At 71.0% G+C, this 16,878-nt stretch carries 12 protein-coding genes; 7 read left to right on the top strand and 5 right to left on the bottom strand.

From position 1 onward, the window contains the following. The first annotated feature begins 192 nt into the window (after positions 1-192). Together J2847_RS10815 and J2847_RS10810 are read left to right on the top strand one after the other, a co-directional pair. Positions 193-1,857, top strand: coding sequence for an autotransporter outer membrane beta-barrel domain-containing protein (locus tag J2847_RS10815; RefSeq protein ID WP_209778997.1), 1,665 nt, complete (start codon positions 193-195; stop codon positions 1,855-1,857). A gap of 110 nt (positions 1,858-1,967) precedes the next feature. After that, complete coding sequence (locus J2847_RS10810) at positions 1,968-2,813, top strand: alpha/beta hydrolase family protein (protein WP_209778996.1); 846 nt, start codon at positions 1,968-1,970, stop codon at positions 2,811-2,813. A gap of 68 nt (positions 2,814-2,881) precedes the next feature. On the opposite strand, the gene gntR is transcribed toward J2847_RS10810, so the two are convergent. Further along, entirely contained in the window at positions 2,882-3,970 is a 1,089-nt protein-coding gene (gntR, locus tag J2847_RS10805; protein ID WP_325169368.1) for an HTH-type transcriptional regulator GntR, read from the bottom strand. 389 nt (positions 3,971-4,359) lie between these two features. Between gntR and J2847_RS10800 the strand changes: the two genes are divergently transcribed. The 4 genes from J2847_RS10800 to J2847_RS10785 are packed head-to-tail and all read left to right on the top strand — an operon-like array spanning position 4,360 to position 7,831. Next, positions 4,360-4,917: a gluconokinase gene (locus tag J2847_RS10800; protein WP_209778995.1), complete on the top strand. Its 558-nt coding sequence runs from the start codon at positions 4,360-4,362 to the stop codon at positions 4,915-4,917. Then, a complete protein-coding gene (locus tag J2847_RS10795) occupies positions 4,914-5,441 on the top strand; it encodes a TRAP transporter small permease (protein WP_209778994.1) in 528 nt (175 codons plus the stop codon). The genes J2847_RS10800 and J2847_RS10795 overlap by 4 nt, the downstream gene beginning before the upstream one ends. Before the next feature lie 36 nt (positions 5,442-5,477). Next, positions 5,478-6,755: a TRAP transporter large permease gene (locus tag J2847_RS10790; RefSeq protein WP_209778993.1), complete on the top strand. Its 1,278-nt coding sequence runs from the start codon at positions 5,478-5,480 to the stop codon at positions 6,753-6,755. Positions 6,756-6,805: 50 nt separating this feature from the next. Then, positions 6,806-7,831, top strand: a complete 1,026-nt coding sequence (locus J2847_RS10785; RefSeq protein WP_233474436.1) for a TRAP transporter substrate-binding protein — start codon at positions 6,806-6,808, stop codon at positions 7,829-7,831. Between the two features lie 346 nt (positions 7,832-8,177). On the opposite strand, the gene J2847_RS10780 is transcribed toward J2847_RS10785, so the two are convergent. From J2847_RS10780 to J2847_RS10765, 4 genes are all read right to left on the bottom strand, one after another. Further along, positions 8,178-10,004 (bottom strand): putative bifunctional diguanylate cyclase/phosphodiesterase, encoded by a 1,827-nt coding sequence (locus J2847_RS10780; protein WP_209778992.1) that lies wholly within the window; start codon positions 10,002-10,004, stop codon positions 8,178-8,180. An 89-nt stretch (positions 10,005-10,093) separates the two neighbouring features. Beyond that, positions 10,094-11,335, bottom strand: a complete 1,242-nt coding sequence (locus tag J2847_RS10775) for a CynX/NimT family MFS transporter (RefSeq protein WP_209778991.1) — start codon at positions 11,333-11,335, stop codon at positions 10,094-10,096. A gap of 212 nt (positions 11,336-11,547) precedes the next feature. Continuing rightward, positions 11,548-15,045 carry a DEAD/DEAH box helicase gene (locus J2847_RS10770; RefSeq protein WP_209778990.1) on the bottom strand — a complete coding sequence of 1,166 codons (3,498 nt, stop codon included), beginning with the start codon at positions 15,043-15,045 and terminating at the stop codon, positions 11,548-11,550. Positions 15,046-15,160: 115 nt separating this feature from the next. After that, entirely contained in the window at positions 15,161-15,931 is a 771-nt protein-coding gene (locus J2847_RS10765) for a TetR/AcrR family transcriptional regulator (protein WP_233474435.1), read from the bottom strand. 167 nt (positions 15,932-16,098) lie between these two features. On the opposite strand from J2847_RS10765, the gene J2847_RS10760 reads away from it, so the two are divergent. Then, a complete protein-coding gene (locus tag J2847_RS10760; protein ID WP_209778989.1) occupies positions 16,099-16,866 on the top strand; it encodes an SDR family NAD(P)-dependent oxidoreductase in 768 nt (255 codons plus the stop codon). Positions 16,867-16,878: the final 12 nt, after the last annotated feature.

Here is a 16,878-nt window from a genome sequence, read left to right as displayed (position 1 = left end):
GCCAAAGGATACCGCATCGCATCACTTCTCCATCACGAAATCGCCTTGCCCATTGCTACATCTTGCCGCTTTGACGCAAGGGGCATCCCCTGTTCCGGGGATACAGCCACTGGTGGTTGCCATGATAAGCCCGGCCCAATGGATCAACGCAAAGGGACGGCGCCACCGCCGTCGCCTGGGGGAGTATTGGGCATGGCATCATTGTTGCGCAGCGGTCTGATGGCGGGTGTGTTCCTGACCGCGGTGGCGAACGGGTCGGACGCGCTGGCGCAGACCTCGGCCACCGTCACCCGCCCGGACGGCACGAAGATCGAGACCGCGATCTTCGGCCCCACCTCGATGCGCATCACCGTCAGCGGCGGCCCGGACTTCGCGCAACCGATGGTGGTCAACTACACCAACATCTCCTATTCCGCGACGGAGATCGTGTATGAGGGCACCTACAGCTTCCGCGGCGCGACGGAAGCGGTGACCTGCCGCGTCAACCTGACGACCAAGGCGGTGACCGGCACCGGCGCGTGCCAGAACGCGCTGGGCGGCACGCCCACCAGCACGCCGTCGACCGGCACGACGACCGGAACCACGACGACCACGGGCACGACCGGCACCGGCACCACCACGACGACCACGACCACCACCGGAACGACCGTCACCCAGACGACCACGCTGCCGGACAACACGGTGACCACCGTGACCGTCAAGCCCCTGACAGCGGCGGAACAGACGCGGGCCTGGGTCCGGTCGGGTGCGCTGTCGGCGCTGCTGCCGGGCGAGGGCGTCGCGCTCGCCATGCAGAATCTCGCCGCCACCGCCTCCACCGATCTCGACGCGATGTTCGACGCGCTGTCGTCGCTGGCCAGCGCCGCCGACCGCGCCGCCGCGGCCCAGCAGCTCCAGCCCGCCAACCCGTCGGCCACCGCCACCAACGCCGTCGCCACCGCCAAGGCGGTCGCCACCACCGTCCTGGGCCGCGCCCTGTCGGTGCGCGGCGGGGCCGGCGTGTCCACCGGCGACCTGACCGACGGGCTCGGGCTGTGGGTGCAGCCCTTCGGCTACGGCGCCCGCCAGGACCGCCGCGACGGGCAGGACGGCTACCTCGACCGCACGCTGGGCGTGGCGCTGGGCGCCGACGCGCGGGTGGCCGACCAGACCCGCGTCGGCGTCGCCCTGACCTACATCACCTCGCACATCGACGGGCGGGATTCCTCCAGCGGCGACCGCACCAGCGTGAAGGGCGGCAACCTCAGCCTCTACGCCCAGTACGAAGGCAAGCCCTTCTACGTGGTCGGCCAAGTGAACGCCGGCATCAGCGGGTATGATTCCCGCCGGTACATCGGCCTGACCGGGCAGGCCGCCGACGCCGACTATCGCGGCTGGCAGCTCGGCGCGCGGGTGGACGCCGGGATGCCGCTGGCGCTCGGCGGCGGATGGCAGGCGACGCCGATGGCCGGGCTGGCCTATGTCCACAGCCGGGTCAACGGCTACACCGAGAGCGGCGCCGGGGCGCTGAACCTGTCGGTGGACGATTCCCGCAACAACGCCCTGACCGGCAGCCTCGGTGCCCGCGTGTCCTACGACCACACCGCCGACGGCCTGACCTGGACCCCCTATCTCCAGGCGGTCGCCAACTACGACTTCACCGGCGAGCGGCCGGAGACCACCGCCCGCTTCCTGCCGGTGGGCAGCCCGGCCTTCGTCACCCAGGGGGCGGACCCCGCCCGCTTCGGCGGCGATTTCACCGCCGGCCTCGACCTTGCCACCGCCAGCAACGTGACGGTCAATCTGGCCTACACCTACGGGCTGCGCGAGGATTACCAGGCCCATGGCGGCGGGGTGCGCGTCCGCATCCAATACTGACCGCCGCAAGCCGGCCGTCGGGAGGAACAGGCGCCATGGCAAGGGCAGCGGAGCGTCACGGGGTTCGCCCTCACGGGGTTCGCGCTTGTCCGTGGGGCGGACGGGGTGCGGTGCTGCTGACGACCCTTGCCCTGACGCCCCTCCTGGTGGCCTGTGCCGGGCCGTCCGCCCGGCGGGACGGTGCCGATGCCCTGGCGGCCACGGCGGGGCTGATGCCAGGAACGGTCCCGGCCGGACCGTTCGCGCTGGCCGTCTGGCAGCGGACGGCGAAGGCATCGGCGCTGTCCCTCTACATCGAAGGCGACGGGCTGGCCTGGCTGGACCGGTCCCGCCCGTCCCCCGACCCCACCCCGGTGGAGCCGGTGGCGTTGCGGCTGGCGGCGCTGGACCCGACCCCGGCGGTGGCGGTCCTGGCCCGTCCCTGCCAGTACCGCCGGGCGGCGCCCCAGCCGCAGCCCCTGTGCGACGATCCGCGCTGGTGGACGGAACGGCGCTTCACCCCGGCGACGCTGGCCGCCCTGGAGCAGGCCGTGGACGTCCTGAAGGAACGGGCGGGGGCCGAGCGCCTGCATCTGATCGGCTTTTCCGGCGGCGGCGCCCTGGCCACCCTGCTGGCCGCCCGCCGGTCCGACGTGGCCAGCCTGCGCACCGTGGCCGGCAATCTGGAGCCGGCCTGGATCGACCGCCTGCACGGGGTGGACACCCCCTCAGGCACCCTGTCCCCCCTGGCCGGGGCGGAGCGGCTTTCCCAGGTGCCGCAAATCCATTTCTCCGGCCTCCGGGACCGGGTGGTGCCGCCGGAGATCGCCGAGCGGTTCACCGAGGCGGTCGGCCGGCCGGGCCGCTCCACCGCCTGCATCCGCCACGAGCGGACGGCCGCCGGGCACACCGACGGTTGGGCCCAGGCGTGGCCGGCGCTTCTGGCGCGGCCGCTGCCGGCCTGCGACGCCGGCTGAGGTGGCCCGGACAAGACGGCCGGGACAAGGCGGCCGGGGAGGGGGCGGCCGGGGAGGGGGCGGACCTTTCAGGTGCTCTCGCGGGCGATGAAGGTCAGCCCCAGATCCAGCCGGCGCGTCGCCGGCTCGCGCCCCTCCATCAGGTCGAGCAGCATGGCGGCCGACTGCCGGCCGATGCCGTAGCGCGGCGTCGCCACCGTGGTCAGGGTCGGCGTCGTCCAGGCCGAGGCGGCGAGGTCGTTGAAGCCGGCGATGGCGAGCTGCTCCGGCACCCGGATGCCCCGGCGCTGGCACTGGAACAGCGCGCCCTGCGCCAGATCGTCGTTGCAGAAGAACACCGCGTCGCAGTCCGACCTTTCGTCGACGATGCGGTCGAGCATGGCGGCGCCGAGGCTGAGCGAGGACGGCTCCGTCCGGTGCCATTCGCGCGCCGGGTCGTACAGCCCGGCCTCGCGCAGCGCCTGCCGGTAGCCCTCCAGCCGGGCCAGCGTGCGGGGGTCGAGCTGCACGGCGACGAAGCCGATGCGGCGGTAGCCGCGCTCCAGCAGATGGCGGGTCATCAGGTGCCCGCCCTCGAACTGCGAAAAGCCGACGCTGTGGCTGCCGGGATCGTCGAGCAGTTCCATCATGTGGACGGTCGGGCGGCGCAGCGCCGCCAGATAGGTCAGCGTCGCCGCCGTGTGGTCGTTGCCGGTCAGCAGGATCCCGTCGGGCTGGAACTGGAGGTAGGTGCGCAGCAGCCGCTCCTCCTCGACCGGGGAATAGTGCGAGACGCCGATCAGGATCTGGTAGCCGCGCGGGTGCAGCACCTCGTGGATGCCGGCCAGCGTCTCGACGAACACCGTGTTGGTCATCGACGGGATCATCACCGCCACCGTCATCGAGCGCGCCGAGGCCAGCGCGCTCGCCGCCTGGTTGGGGACGTAGCCCATGGCCTGCGCCTCGCCCAGGATGCGCTCGCGCAGCTCCGGAGCGACCAGCTCGGGCCGCTTGAAAGCGCGCGACACGGTGATGGCGCTGACGCCGACCCGTTCGGCGACGTCGGCCATGGTGGCGCGCCCGGTGCGCGAGGAGCGCCGCTTGCGCGTCCTCACCCCGCCGTCCCGCGCCTCGGCGTCCCGCGTCTCGCCATCCCGACCGTTACCGCGAGCCGCCACGAACCCCTCCCTTGCGCTGCCGCCCGGCGCGGGCCGTCCGTCCGGGGGCGGGATGATGGGCGGGGGCGGTCCCCGCTGGCAAGGCGGATCGCCGTCCACGGCATCCGCTGGTGCTTTTCGTCACATCCGGCCTCCCCGGCGCCGGCCCGGATGCCTCGGCATCCGTCCGCACCGTCTGTTGGTTCGCAATCCAAACAAAAGGCTTTACGGCGTTCGAAGTTAGCGCTAACAGTATCGACACCTCGCCGCAGCGTCGTCTCCGTCCGCCGGTTCCTTGTTCAGGATGCCCGGCCGTGGGTCTTGACGCGACGCCGTGATGGTAGCGCTAACATAAGGTCCGGGCAAGGCGAAATCGAACGCCGTCCGGACCCGACCGGGAATGAGGGGTCATGATCGGACCGCCGATTGTCGTCGTGATGGGGGTTGCCGGCTGCGGAAAATCCAGCGTCGGACAGGGTCTGGCCGACGCGCTGGGCTGCGCCTTCATCGAGGGCGACCAGCACCACCCCGCCGCCAACATCGCCAAGATGTCCTCCGGCATCCCGCTGACCGACGCCGACCGCGTGGGCTGGCTGGCGGTGCTGGCCGGCTTCATCGCCGACGCGGACCGCGAGGGCCGGATGCTGGTGGTCGCCTGCTCGGCGCTGAAGCGGCGCTACCGCGACCAGCTGCGCGGCGACAGCCGGCGGGTGGTCTTCCTGCATCTGCGCGGCGACAAGGCGCTGATCGCGTCGCGCATGGGCGCTCGCACCGCGCATTTCATGCCGACCGCGCTGATCGACAGCCAGTTCGCCGACCTGGAGCCGCCGGGCGTGGACGAGGCCTCGCTGACCTACGACATCACCCTGACCGCGCGGGAGATCGTGGCCGACGCCCGCCTTCGCCTCGCGGCCCTCTACGACCTGAAGCCTGACGAGAGCGGCGCGGCCGCCGGGGAGGACGCATGAAGCGCGTGGCGGATCTGCTGGAGCGGATCACCGAATGGATCATGGCGGCGATGCTGGCCGTGATGGTGGGGCTGGTCTTCGGCAACGTGGTGCTGCGGTACGTGTTCAACAGCGGCATCGTCGCGGCGGAGGAGATCGCGCGGCTGATGTTCGTCTGGCTGGTCTTCCTCGGCGCCACGGTGGCGCTGCGCCACCAGCAGCATCTCGGGCTGGAGATCCTCCAGGCCCGGCTGCCGGCGAAGCTCCGCCGCGCCTGCGCCGTGGTCGCCCATCTGCTGATGCTCTACGCGCTGTGGCTGTTCATCGAGGGAAGCTGGTTGCAGCTCCTGATCGGGCTGGAGACGCGCTCCACCGTGCTGCGCTTCCCGATGGCCTTCTACGCGGCGGCGGGCTTCTTCCCGGCGCTGGCGATGACGCTGACCGTGCTGGTCAATCTCTGGAAGATCGTCTGCGGCGCGCCCGAGGCGCGCATCGCCGGCGATCCCCACGCCGCGCCGGGCGCCGCCGCCCTCGCCGAACATTGATTTCCGAACATTGATTCCGCGGACGGAGACGCCGCCATGACCCTGACGATCTTCCTCGGCTCGCTGTTCGGCTTCATGCTGCTCGGCATGCCCATCGCCTTCGCGCTGATGCTGACCGGCGTCGCGCTGATGGTGCACCTGGATTTCTTCGACGCCCAGCTCGTCGCCCAGAACATGCTGAGCGGCGCCGACAACTACCCGCTGATGGCGGTGCCCTTCTTCATCCTGGCCGGCGAGCTGATGAACGCCGGCGGCATCTCGCAACGCATCATCAATCTCGCGGTCAGCCTCGTCGGCCACATCAAGGGCGGACTCGGTTACGTCACCATCGGCGCCTCGGTGATGCTGGCCAGCCTGTCCGGCTCGGCCATCGCCGACACCGCCGCGCTGGCCACCCTGCTGATCCCGATGATGCGCGACCACGGCTATCCGGTGCCGCGCTCGGCAGGGCTGATCGCGTCGGGCGGCATCATCGCCCCGATCATCCCGCCCAGCATGCCCTTCATCATCTTCGGCGTGACCACCAACACCTCGATCAGCGCCCTGTTCATGGCCGGCATCGTGCCCGGCCTGCTGATGGGCATCGGGCTGGTCTGCGCCTGGATGTTCGTCGTCCGCGACATGACGGTGAAGCTCCAGCCCAAGGCCAGCGGCCGCGAGCGGATCAAGGCGGTGGTGGACGGCGTCTGGGCGCTGGCCCTGCCGGTCATCATCATCGGCGGCCTGCGCGGCGGGTTGTTCACCCCCACCGAGGCCGCCGTCGTCGCCGCCGTCTACTCCCTGTTCGTCGCGCTGTTCGTCTACCGCCAGGTGACGCTGGCGCAGATCGTGCCGCTGCTGGTCCAGGCGGCGCGCACCACCAGCACGGTGATGTTCCTGTGCGCGGCGGCGCTGGTGTCCTCCTACATGGTGACGCTGGCCGACCTGCCGCAGCAGATGACCGAGTTGCTGCACCCGCTGATGGGCGAGCCGCGCCTGCTGATGCTGGCCATCGCGCTGCTGCTGCTGGCGGTCGGCACGGTGATGGACCTGACCCCGACCATCCTGGTGCTCGGCCCCGTGCTGACGCCGCTGGCGGTGGCGGCGGGCATCGACCCGACCTATTTCGGCGTGATGTTCGTGCTGATCGGCACGCTGGGCCTGATCCACCCGCCGGTCTGCACGGTGCTGAACGTGGTCTGCGGGGTCGCGAAGATCTCGCTGGAGAGCGCCACCCGCGGCATCTGGCCGTTCCTGCTGACCTACCTCGCCCTGACCGGCCTGCTGATCGCCGTGCCGGAGATCATCACCGTCCCGCTGCACCTGTTCCGCTGACACCGCTTTAAGAACCGACCCACGAAGCCTACGAAAAGGGAGACGACACCATGAAGCTGTTCCGCACCCTGCTGCTGGCGACCGGCCTTGCCGCCGCCGCGCTGGCTCCCGCCCTGATCCCCACCGCCGCCGCCGCGCAGGACATCAAGCCGCGCATCATCCGCTTCGGCTACGGCCTCTCGGAGAGCAGCAACCAGGGCCGCGCCGTCAAATTCTTCGCCGAGGAGATGTCCAAGCGCTCCGGCGGCAAGCTGAAGGTGAAGGGCTTCGGCGACGCCAGCCTGGGCAACGACATCCAGATGCAGAACGCCCTGATCGGCGGCGCGCAGGAGATGATGGTCGGCTCGACCGCGACGCTGGTCGGCATCGTCAAGGATTTCGGCGTCTACGACCTGCCCTTCCTGTTCAACGACGAGAAGGAGGCCGACGCCGTCCTCGACGGCCCGTTCGGCCAGAAGCTGATCAACTCCCTGAACGAGAAGGGGCTCGTCGGGCTGGTCTATTGGGAGAACGGATTCCGCAACCTGACCAACAGCAAGCGCCCGATCACCAAGGCGGAGGATCTGGGCGGCGTCAAGCTGCGCGTCATGCAGAACCCGGTCTACATCGACATGTTCAACCGCTTCGGCGCCAACGCGGTGCCGCTGGCCTTCTCCGAGCTGTTCACGGCGCTGGAGACCGGCACGGTGGACGGCCAGGAGAACCCGGTGACGACCATCCAGTCGTCGAAGTTCTACGAGGTGCAGAAGTACCTGACCATCTCCAAGCACGTCTACAGCCCGTGGATTCTGCTGGCCAGCAAGCGCTGGTACGACGGGCTGTCGGCCGACGAGAAGAAGATCGTCCAGGAGTCCGCCATCGCCTCGCGCGACTTCGAGCGCAAGGACAGCCGCGAGGCCTCGACCCAGAGCATCGCCTATCTCAAGGAGAAGGGCATGCAGATCAACGAGCTGAGCGCCGCCGAGCTGGACCGCATGCGCGAGCTGGTCAAGCCGGCCTTCGACAAGTACGCCGCCGAGGGCGGCGCCGATCTGCTGAAGGATCTCCAGGCCGAGATCACGAAGGTCCGCAAGTAAGGGCGGGTGGCCGGCGGACGGGCTCGACGGTCGGCTTTGCCGTGCCACGGGACCCGGCGGGGCAGGGGCTCCCCGGCCTTCGGGTCGGGCTGGCCGCTGCGCCGCTTCCACGCCCGCTGCTTTCCCTGGCTGTTCGCGGGCGGCGGAGTCCGCCGGACGGAAGCGGCGGCGTGGACCCATCCCACAATCCACGCCGCCGGTCCCGAGGCCGGGCCGGCGTTGCGAGCGCCATCGGCCACGACGGCCGGAGAGCCCGAGAAGGGCGCATCTTTCACCGTCGCGAAAGAGAAAATACTCCATTAATCCTATTGTTCAAGTAGATTTTGAGTGACGCCGTGATTTCCCTTTATATCACATAGTCGCCGAGTTCTTCCGATGCGGAGGCGCGCAACCGCTCCAGCGCCTGCAAGCTCTCCGCCATCTCCTCGGCGGGGACCGGCCGGCCGGGCAAGTAGCCCTGAAGCAGGTCGCAGCCGTTGCGGACCAGCCAATCGCGCTGCGCCGGGGTTTCCACCCCTTCGGCGACCAGGATCATGTCCAGGCTGCGCGCCAGCGCGATGATCGCCCGCGCGATGGCCTGCCCGCCGGCGTTCTCCCCGGCGCCGTCGCTGAGGCTGCGGGTGAAGGACCCGTCCATCTTCAGGATGTCGAAGGGCAGGTTGTTGAGATAGCTGAGGCTGGAGTAGCCGGTGCCGAAATCGTCGAGCGCCAGCCGGATGCCCAGCCGCTTCAGCGCCGTCAGCACCCGGCGGCTGAGCGCCATGTCCTCGATGAGCAGCCCCTCGGTGATCTCCAGCACGAGTTGCGCGGGGGCCAACCCGGTGCGCTCCAGCACACCGCGCACATGGTCGAGAAGCTCGGGGTCGCGGAGCTGGCGGGGCGACAGGTTGACGGCGATCTCGACCGGCGGATGCCCCGCCTCCTGCCAGGCGCGGACCTGCCGGCAGGCGGTCTCCAGCACCCAGCGGCCGATGCGGACGATCAGCCCGGTTTCCTCGCTCAACGGGATGAACTTGGCGGGGGAGACGAGGCCGAAGGCCTCGCTGCGCCAGCGCAGCAGCGCCTCCACCCCGACCGGGCGGCCGGTCGCCGCCTCGACGAGCGGCTGGTAGTGCAGGAAGAACTGGCCGCGCTCCAGCGCCTGGGCCAGCGCCGTCTTCATCGCCAGCCGCTCCGCCGCCACAGCCGTCATCGCGGGATCGTAGAACTGGACGTTGTTCCGGCCCTGCTCCTTGGCGTGGTACATCGCCATGTCGGCCTTGCGCAGCAGGTCGTCGATGGCCTCGCTGTCGTCGGGAAACAGCACGCCGCCGATGCTGGCCGACAGGCCGTAGACGTTGCCGGCCAGCGGGAAGGGCTCGGCCAGCGCCTCCCGCACCCGTTCCGCCACCGCCGCCACGGCGGAACGACGTTCGGCGTCCTCGACGATCACGGTGAACTCGTCGCCGCCCAGTCGCGACACGAACAGCGACGGTCCCAGGCTGCCGGTGATGCGGCGCGCGATGGCGACCAGCAGTTCGTCGCCCAGCTCATGCCCCAGCGTGTCGTTGATCTCCTTGAACTTGTCGAAATCGAGGAACAACACGGCCAGCCGCCGCCCGGCGGCCCGCGCCCCGGCCATCGCCCGGTCGAGCCGCTGGCGGAACTGGAAGCGGTTGGGCAGGCCGGTCAGCGAATCGAACTGCGCCAGATAGGCCATGCGGTCTTCGGTGGACTTGATGTGGGTGATGTCGCGGAAGACCAGCACGCCGCCGACGATCCGCCCGTCCGGCTCCAGCAGCGGGCGGGCGTTCAGCCGGATCCAGGTGCCGCGCCGCGCCTCCCCATCGGCGGTGGCGGCGCCCTCGATGAACAGGCTCTGGCGCTCGATGCTGTCGCCGCGGATGGCGCGGGTCATCGGCCGCAGGGCGGGCGGGCAGGGGGTGACCCGGTCGTCCAGCCGGAAGCCCGGCCCGAAGCGCTCGTCGAAGACCACCGCGTGCAGCGGACCGAACACCGCCTCGGCCGCCGGGTTGGCGGTGATGATGCGCCCGTCCAGATCGGCGACGCAGACGCCCTCCGCCATGTTGTCCAGCACGAGTTGCAGGATCTGCGCGTGGCTGCCGCCCTGGATGGGCTGCGGAAGATCGGACGGCGGAAGGACGGCGGCGAGGCGCGGGTGGGCGTGAGGCATGTGGACTTCCCAATCCAGTGTCACCGGATAGGGAAATGTTATCGCGCCTGTGTATATTTTTTATATCACAAATTTATTGCGCCAATACATCACAGCCGGATCTGCCGGGGCCGGCCGGCGAGGATGCCGAACACGGTCGCCAACACCGCCACGACGACGAACAGAAGAGCCGAGCCGTGCCAGTCGCCGCTCCAGCCATGCAGCAGACCGACGGCGAAGGGGCCGGTCGAGGCGAGCGTGTAGCCGACGCTCTGCGACATACCCGACAGATGCGCCGCGACCCGGCTGTCGGGCGAGCGCAGCACGATCAGCGTCAGCGCCACGGCGAAGACGCCGCCCTGGCCGATCCCGAGGATCACCGCCCACAGCCCGATGGTGGCGAGCGGCGCGTAGAGGCAGCCCATCATGCCGACGAGGCTGCAACCGAGCATGGCGGCGGCGGCGAGGCTCTGGCCCGGCGTGCGCGTCGCCAGCATCGGGGCGAACAGCGCCGACACCACCTGGGTCATGACCGAACCGGAGACCACCAGCCCCGCCATCGCCGGATCGAGCCCGCGGTCACGCAGCATCGGCGCCATCCAGCCGAGCACGATGTAGGCGAGCGACGATTGCAGCCCCATGAACAGCGTGATCTGCCACGCCAGCCCGTTCCTCCACAGGCCGCGCACCGACGCCCCGCCCTGTCCGGCGTCGCTCGGGCGCCCGCGCATCTGCGGCAGCCAAGCCACGGCGGCCACCACCGCCGGCAGCGCCCAGAAGGCCAGCGCCCCGGTCCACTGCCCGAGGGCGCGCTCCAGCGGCACGGTCAGGCCGGCGGCCGTCGCCGCTCCGGCGCAGAGCGCCATCGTGTAGACCCCCATCATCAGGCTGATCTTCTTTGGGAAGTCGCGCTTCACCACGGCGGGCAGCAGCACGCCGATGATGCCGATCCCGGCCCCCGCCAGCGTCGCCCCGGCGAACAGCGCCGGGAAGTTGCCCACCCCGCGCAGGGCGACGCCGGCCCCCAGCATCAGCAGCACGAAGAAGATCGTCCGCTCGGTGCCGAAACGCTGGGCCAGACGCGGGGCGACCACCCCGAACAGGCCGAGGCACAGCACCGGCGAGGTGGTCAGCAGCCCGGCCTGCCCGGCGGACATGCCCGTGTCGCGCACCACGTCCCCCATGACCGGCGCGAGGCTGGACAATGCCGGCCGCAGGTTCAGCGCCACCAGCACGAGGCTGGCGGCGAGCAGCAGCGGATGCCCCAGGGACAGGCGATCCGCCCGGCCGGCCGCCGGGCTGCCGCTGCGGGATTCGGCGGCGGAGGGGCCGGAGGCGCTGTCGATGCTCATGGAGGGCAATCCGTGGGGAGAATTTGTTGGCAAGACCACGCAATCGACCACCGGCGGCCCGAACGGTCAAGCCGCCGCGGTTGCAACCCACCCCAGCGGCAGGTTCCGGCATCCTTTTCCCAAGACGACCGTTTCCACGAGGATGGGTTATATTTTCCATAAGCTTTATTATGAGTTTTTTGGATCCCCCCGAACCGCCCGAAGCCGGCTCCCTACTCCCCGATGGGTGCCAGCAGCGCATCCAGGTCGTCGGCGGTCAGCAGGTCGGCTTCGGTGGCCGCTCGGTCGTAGACGGCCTCGCCCAGGCGACGCTTGCGCTCTTGAAGCTCGACCATGCGTTCCTCCACCGTTCCGGCGGTCACCAGCTTGTAGACGAACACCGGCTTGTCCTGGCCGATGCGGTGGGCGCGGTCGGTCGCCTGGTCCTCGACCGCCGGGTTCCACCAGGGATCGTAATGGATCACCGTGTCGGCCGCCGTCAGGTTCAGGCCGGTGCCGCCGGCCTTCAGGCTGATCAGGAACAGCGGCACCCGCCCGGACTGGAACCGGCCGACCGGCGTCTCGCGGTCCCGCGTGTCGCCGCTCAGCCGGACGAAGGGAATGCCGAGCCTGTCCAGCTCCGGCTCGATCAGGTCGAGCATCGAGGTGAACTGCGAGAACAGCAGGATGCGGCGCCCGTCCGCCAGCAGTTCGGGCAGCAGCTCCAGCAGCCGTTCCAGCTTGGCCGAGGCCGCTCCCTTCGCCACCCGCTTGCGGGCGCTCTCCAGCTTCACCAGACGCGGGTCGCAGCAGACCTGCCGCAGCTTCAGCAGCGCGTCGAGGATGGTGATGCGGCTGCGGGCCAGCCCCTTGCGGGCGATCTCCTCGCGCACCCGCGCGTCCATCGCCAGACGGATCGTCTCGTACAGGTCGCGCTGGCCGGGCTGGGGATCGACCGTCTCCTGGATCTCGGTCTTCGCCGGCAGCTCGCCCGCCACCTCGTCCTTGGTGCGGCGCAGCAGGAAGAGGCGGACGCGACGGGCCAGCACGCGCTGGCGGTCGGCGTCGGCGTGCTTCTCGATCGGGGTGCGGAACTGGCGGCGGAAGCCGGCGCGGTCGCCGAACAGCGACGGCACGGCGACCGAGAACAGCGACCACAGCTCGTCCAGGCTGTTCTCCACCGGCGTGCCGGTCAGGCACAGACGCTGCCGGGCCTCCAGCGCGACGGCCGCCTTGGTCGCCTGCGAGGTGGGGTTCTTCAGGTATTGCGCCTCGTCGAAGAGGGCGAGGTGCCAGGGCTGCGCCTCCAGCACCGCGCGGTCGCGCGGCAGCAGCGCGTAGGAGGTGACGACCAGATCGAAATCGCCCAGCGCGCCGTGCGCCGCCTTGCGCTGCGGCCCATGCAGCACCAAGGTCCGCAGGCCGGGGGCGAAGCGCTCGGCCTCGCGCCGCCAGTTGCCGAGCACGCTGGTCGGCGCCACCAGCAGGCAGGGGCGGTCGAGCCGCCCGGCCTCCTTCTCGGCCAGCAGATGGGCCAGCGCCTGCACCGTCTTGCCCAGCCCCATGTCGTCGGCCAGGATGCCGCCGAAGCCGTGCGCCGCCAGGAATTGCAGCCAGTCCAGCCCCGCCTGCTGGTAGGGGCGCAGGGTGGCGCCTAGCCCGGCCGGGGCCGGCACGGCGGGCACCCCGCCGGCCGCGCGCAGCGTCCGCGCCATGCGGCGGACGTCGTCGGCGCCGAGAAGCGGGATGCCGGCGGCTTCGGCCGCCGCCTCCAGCGCCGCGAGGTCGCCGAGATGGGCGCGGCCGATGCGCAGTTCCCCCTCCCCCGCCCCGTCCGGCTGGAGGCCGAACAGCTCCATCAGCACGCCGACGATCGGCCGCAGCCGCTCGACGTCCAGCGGCAGGAAGCGTCCCTCGCCGACCGGCGCGAAGAGGACGCCCTCGGGGGCCAGCGCGTCGAGCGCCCGGTCGATGATGCCCCCGCGCGGCGGTGTGGCGCCCTCCCCGTCCCTCTCCGGGGCGTCGTGGGCGTCGAGGAATTCCTCGTCGGTCATCAGGTCGGCCGGATCGACGCTGTCCAGCACGGCGATCACGGAGCGCAGGACCGGCAGCAGGTCGATCCGCTCGCCGCCGACCTCGATGCCCAGCGACAGGCCGAACCAGTCGAGGCCCGAGCCGTCGCCGATCTCGAAGGTCCAGCCCTGCGGCGTGTCCAGCAGTTGGAAGGGGAAGTCGGGATCGACCTCGACCGCCCAGCCCTCGGCCCGCAGCGCCGGCAGCTCCCCATGGCAGAAATGCAGCCAGTCCAGGGATTCGTCGAAGCCGCCGGCGGAGCCGGGAAAGACGAACAGCTCCCGCCGCGCCAGCCGCCCGCGCCCGACCGCCAGCGGCGTCTCGTTGAGGATCAGCCCGGCGGCGTCGAGCCGGGCGGCAACCCTTTCCTCCTCCGGCCACAGCCGCTCCGCCGTGACCAGCGCGCCGTCCTCCATCCACTGGAGCGGCGCCGGGGCGGCGTTGTGGGCGACGCGCCGGCCGGCGTAGTCGAAGGCGAGGGACGCGGCCGGAACGGTCGGCGCCATCGCCGATTCGAACCCGTGGCCGACGAAGCGGTGGGCGCCGTAGGGCGTGGCGGCGAGTTGCAGCCGCAGGACCGGGCGCGGCACGACCCGCCGAGTCTCCGTCCGCGCCGGCGGCTCGGGCAGCGCCGGCAACAGGTGGGCGAAACGCCCGGCCTCCCTGCGGAAGGCGGCGACGTCGGCGGGCGGCAGCGGCGGGGCGCCGAGCAGGGCGGCGGCGATGTTGGGCGGGACGTCGGCCTCGACGGTGCCGCATTCCCAGCGCTCGCGGTCGATGTAGAGCGGCGGCGCCGTCGGCAGCGGCAGCGCCGCCGGGCTGTCGAGCGCGAGGACGAAGCGCTGGCGGCCGAGCGCGTCGGCCCGCCAGACCCCGCGCCCGGCGCGCGCGGGGCCGGGCCGCAGCGGCGGGTTGGCGCGGAAATCGTCCCAGTAGAGCCGTCCGGTCTTCAGCATCCGCTCGACCAGCCCGGCCGCCCAGTCCCCGCGCAGCACCCAGCCGTCGCCCTGCCGCGCGCCGGCCAGCCGGCTCTGCGCCATCATCGACAGGATGGCCCGGTCGGAGGGCGTGACGAATTTCCCCGGCGCCGCGTTGCGGCCCGGTTCGTGGCGGTAGGGCCTGTCGTCCGCCCCGAAGCCGCCGTCCTTGCGCAGCGAGACCGACAGGACGCGCAGCACCGCCTCGGCGCCGTTCGGCCCGTCGTCGAGCCGCAGCGCGTAGATCAGGCGCTTGCGCACCGTGTCGGGGTAGCTGTCCCTGGCGTCGGCCGCCGCCGCCTCGTCCAGCCGCGACAGCAGGCTGGTCAGCGCGGCGGAAGGCTGCGGCCCGGAGGGTGGGGGCGGCCGTGGCGCCTCCGCCGGGCGCGATTCGCGCAGCGCCCAGTCGATGACCGCGGCGGCGACGTGCTTGCAGTTGAAGCCGACCGGGCAGTCGCATTCGCCCTCGATCGCCGTCACCGCGTCGCCACGCTGGCGCAGCAGGATGACCTGGGCGTAAGGCATGCGCTGCGACCCCCGCACCGTCGCGGCCAGACGCACCCCGCCGCCCGGCCCCTGGTGCGCGTGCAGGGTCCTGACGCGGCCCTCGCGCTGGTAACGCTCGCCCCGCCCGTAGGAGCCGGGATCGAAATGACGGCGCAGGGACGACAGCACGCTCACCCGGACTCCTTTCCCGTTTCCCCCAGGCCGAGGCCCGGCGCAGGCCCGCAAGCTGGCCGGTTTTCGCCGCAAGCGCAATGGCAGCGGGGGGAAGACCGTCCGGCGTCCGGCCCGGTCAGGCGGCGGAGGCGTTCTCCCCCGTCCCAACCGTCGGTTTTTCCACCGTCCGCCCCAGGCCGATGGCGGATTCGACGAAGCCGATCACCGCCTCGACGTAGCGCTCCGGCGTAACCCCGCGCTTCCGGTGCTTGGCCCGCTTGACGTACCAGTCCTGCAACAGGGGCTTGATCAGCCCGGCCGTCATCTCCACGTCGGACACCGCGAACAGCCCGCCGCGCACCCCGTCCTCGAGCGCCCCGGCGAACAGCCGCTCGGTCGCCAGTTCGTTGGCCACCGCGAGGTCGCGGCCCTCCTTGGAGAAGGCCTTGGCCTCCATGTAGGCGAAGACGAACCAGGGGTGCATCGTCTCGGTCAGGTAGAGGTGCGCCGCCAGCAGCCAGCGCAGCCGCCCGACCGGATCGCCGGCGAGATCCTCGGGCGGATGGCCCAGCACCTCCTCGACCGCGCCGACGACCTGGCCCAGGATCATCATCAGCAGCGTGTCCTTGCCGTCGAAATAGGCGTAGAGCGCGCCCATGCTCAGCCCCGACTGCTCGGCCAGCTCGCGCAGGCTCATCGAATGGAAGCCCTTGCGGTTGGCCAGCGTCAGGGTGGTCTCGACGATGCGGGCCAGATTGGCGACGGCGACCGCCGGCTTCTTCACGCGGATGGTGGCGGCGTGGCGGTCGAGGATGCGGGCGCACAGCGCCTCCATCGACAGGTCGAACCGCGCCTGAAACTCCCGCAAGCTGTCCATCCGCTTCCCACCCGTACGCGCCAGAGTCATCCCGGCGCCTCCGCCCTTACCATGAAACAGGTTGCCGGCGAAGGGCAAGCGCTGTATAAAACGAGCGCTCGCTCGTTTTTTGGCCATCGTTGCTTTTGGCTGTCATCGTTTCAAGCCGCGCCAAGCGGCACCGTTTCCCCCAGGATTCCGCCAAGGGAGGACGACGCATGGGCGTCAGCTTCGATCTCACCGGGCGCACCGCGCTCGTCACCGGGGCGTCCAGCGGCCTCGGCCGCCATTTCGCCGGCGTGCTGGCGCGGGCCGGCGCCCGCGTGGCCATCGCCGCCCGACGCGCCGACGCGCTGGCGGACACCCGCGCCGCCATCGAGGCGGCCGGCGGCAGCGCCGCCGCCGTCGCGATGGACGTCACCGACCCGGAGTCGGTGCGCCGCGCGGTGGCCGAGGCGTCGGACGCGCTCGGCGGCATCGACATCCTCATCAACAACGCCGGCATCACCGCCAGCCGCCCCTTCCTCGACATGGAGGAGGAGGAGTGGGACCGCGTCCTCGACACCAACCTGACCGGCTGCGCGCGGGTGGCGCGCGAGGTCGGGCGGCGGATGCGCGACAAGGGCACCGGTGGGTCGATCGTCAACATCGCCTCGATCCTCGGCCTCCGCGTCGCCGGACAGCTCTCCTCCTACATCGCCTCCAAGGCCGGGGTGGTGCATCTGACCAAGGCGATGGCGCTGGAGCTGGCGCGCCACGGCATCCGGGTCAACGCGCTGTGCCCCGGCTATCTCGAAACCGAGATGAACGCCGACTTCTTCGCCTCCCCCGCCGGGCAGACGCTGATCAAGCGCATTCCGCAGCGCCGCCTCGGCCGGCTGGAGGAGCTGGACGGGCCGCTGCTGCTGCTGGCGTCGGACGCCGGCTCCTACATGACCGGATCGGTGATCGCCGCCGACGGCGGCCATCTGGTCTCCTCGCTCTAGAAGGACAGGCTC

The sequence above is a fragment of the Azospirillum agricola genome (assembly GCF_017876095.1).
In the GTDB taxonomy this organism is placed as follows: domain Bacteria; phylum Pseudomonadota; class Alphaproteobacteria; order Azospirillales; family Azospirillaceae; genus Azospirillum; species Azospirillum agricola.
This window is presented reverse-complemented; position numbering and strand designations above follow the sequence as displayed.

Excerpts from the sequence above, each read along its gene's own strand:
- J2847_RS10795 (WP_209778994.1), top strand. The coding sequence starts at position 4,914 with ATGAAGCGCGTGGCGGATCTGCTGGAGCGGATCACCGAATGGATCATG.
- J2847_RS10815 (WP_209778997.1), top strand. The coding sequence starts at position 193 with ATGGCATCATTGTTGCGCAGCGGTCTGATGGCGGGTGTGTTCCTGACC.
- J2847_RS10765 (WP_233474435.1), bottom strand. The coding sequence starts at position 15,931 with ATGACTCTGGCGCGTACGGGTGGGAAGCGGATGGACAGCTTGCGGGAG.
- J2847_RS10775 (WP_209778991.1), bottom strand. The coding sequence starts at position 11,335 with ATGAGCATCGACAGCGCCTCCGGCCCCTCCGCCGCCGAATCCCGCAGC.
- J2847_RS10785 (WP_233474436.1), top strand. The coding sequence starts at position 6,806 with ATGAAGCTGTTCCGCACCCTGCTGCTGGCGACCGGCCTTGCCGCCGCC.
- J2847_RS10800 (WP_209778995.1), top strand. The coding sequence starts at position 4,360 with ATGATCGGACCGCCGATTGTCGTCGTGATGGGGGTTGCCGGCTGCGGA.
- J2847_RS10790 (WP_209778993.1), top strand. The coding sequence starts at position 5,478 with ATGACCCTGACGATCTTCCTCGGCTCGCTGTTCGGCTTCATGCTGCTC.
- J2847_RS10780 (WP_209778992.1), bottom strand. The coding sequence starts at position 10,004 with ATGCCTCACGCCCACCCGCGCCTCGCCGCCGTCCTTCCGCCGTCCGAT.
- J2847_RS10760 (WP_209778989.1), top strand. The coding sequence starts at position 16,099 with ATGGGCGTCAGCTTCGATCTCACCGGGCGCACCGCGCTCGTCACCGGG.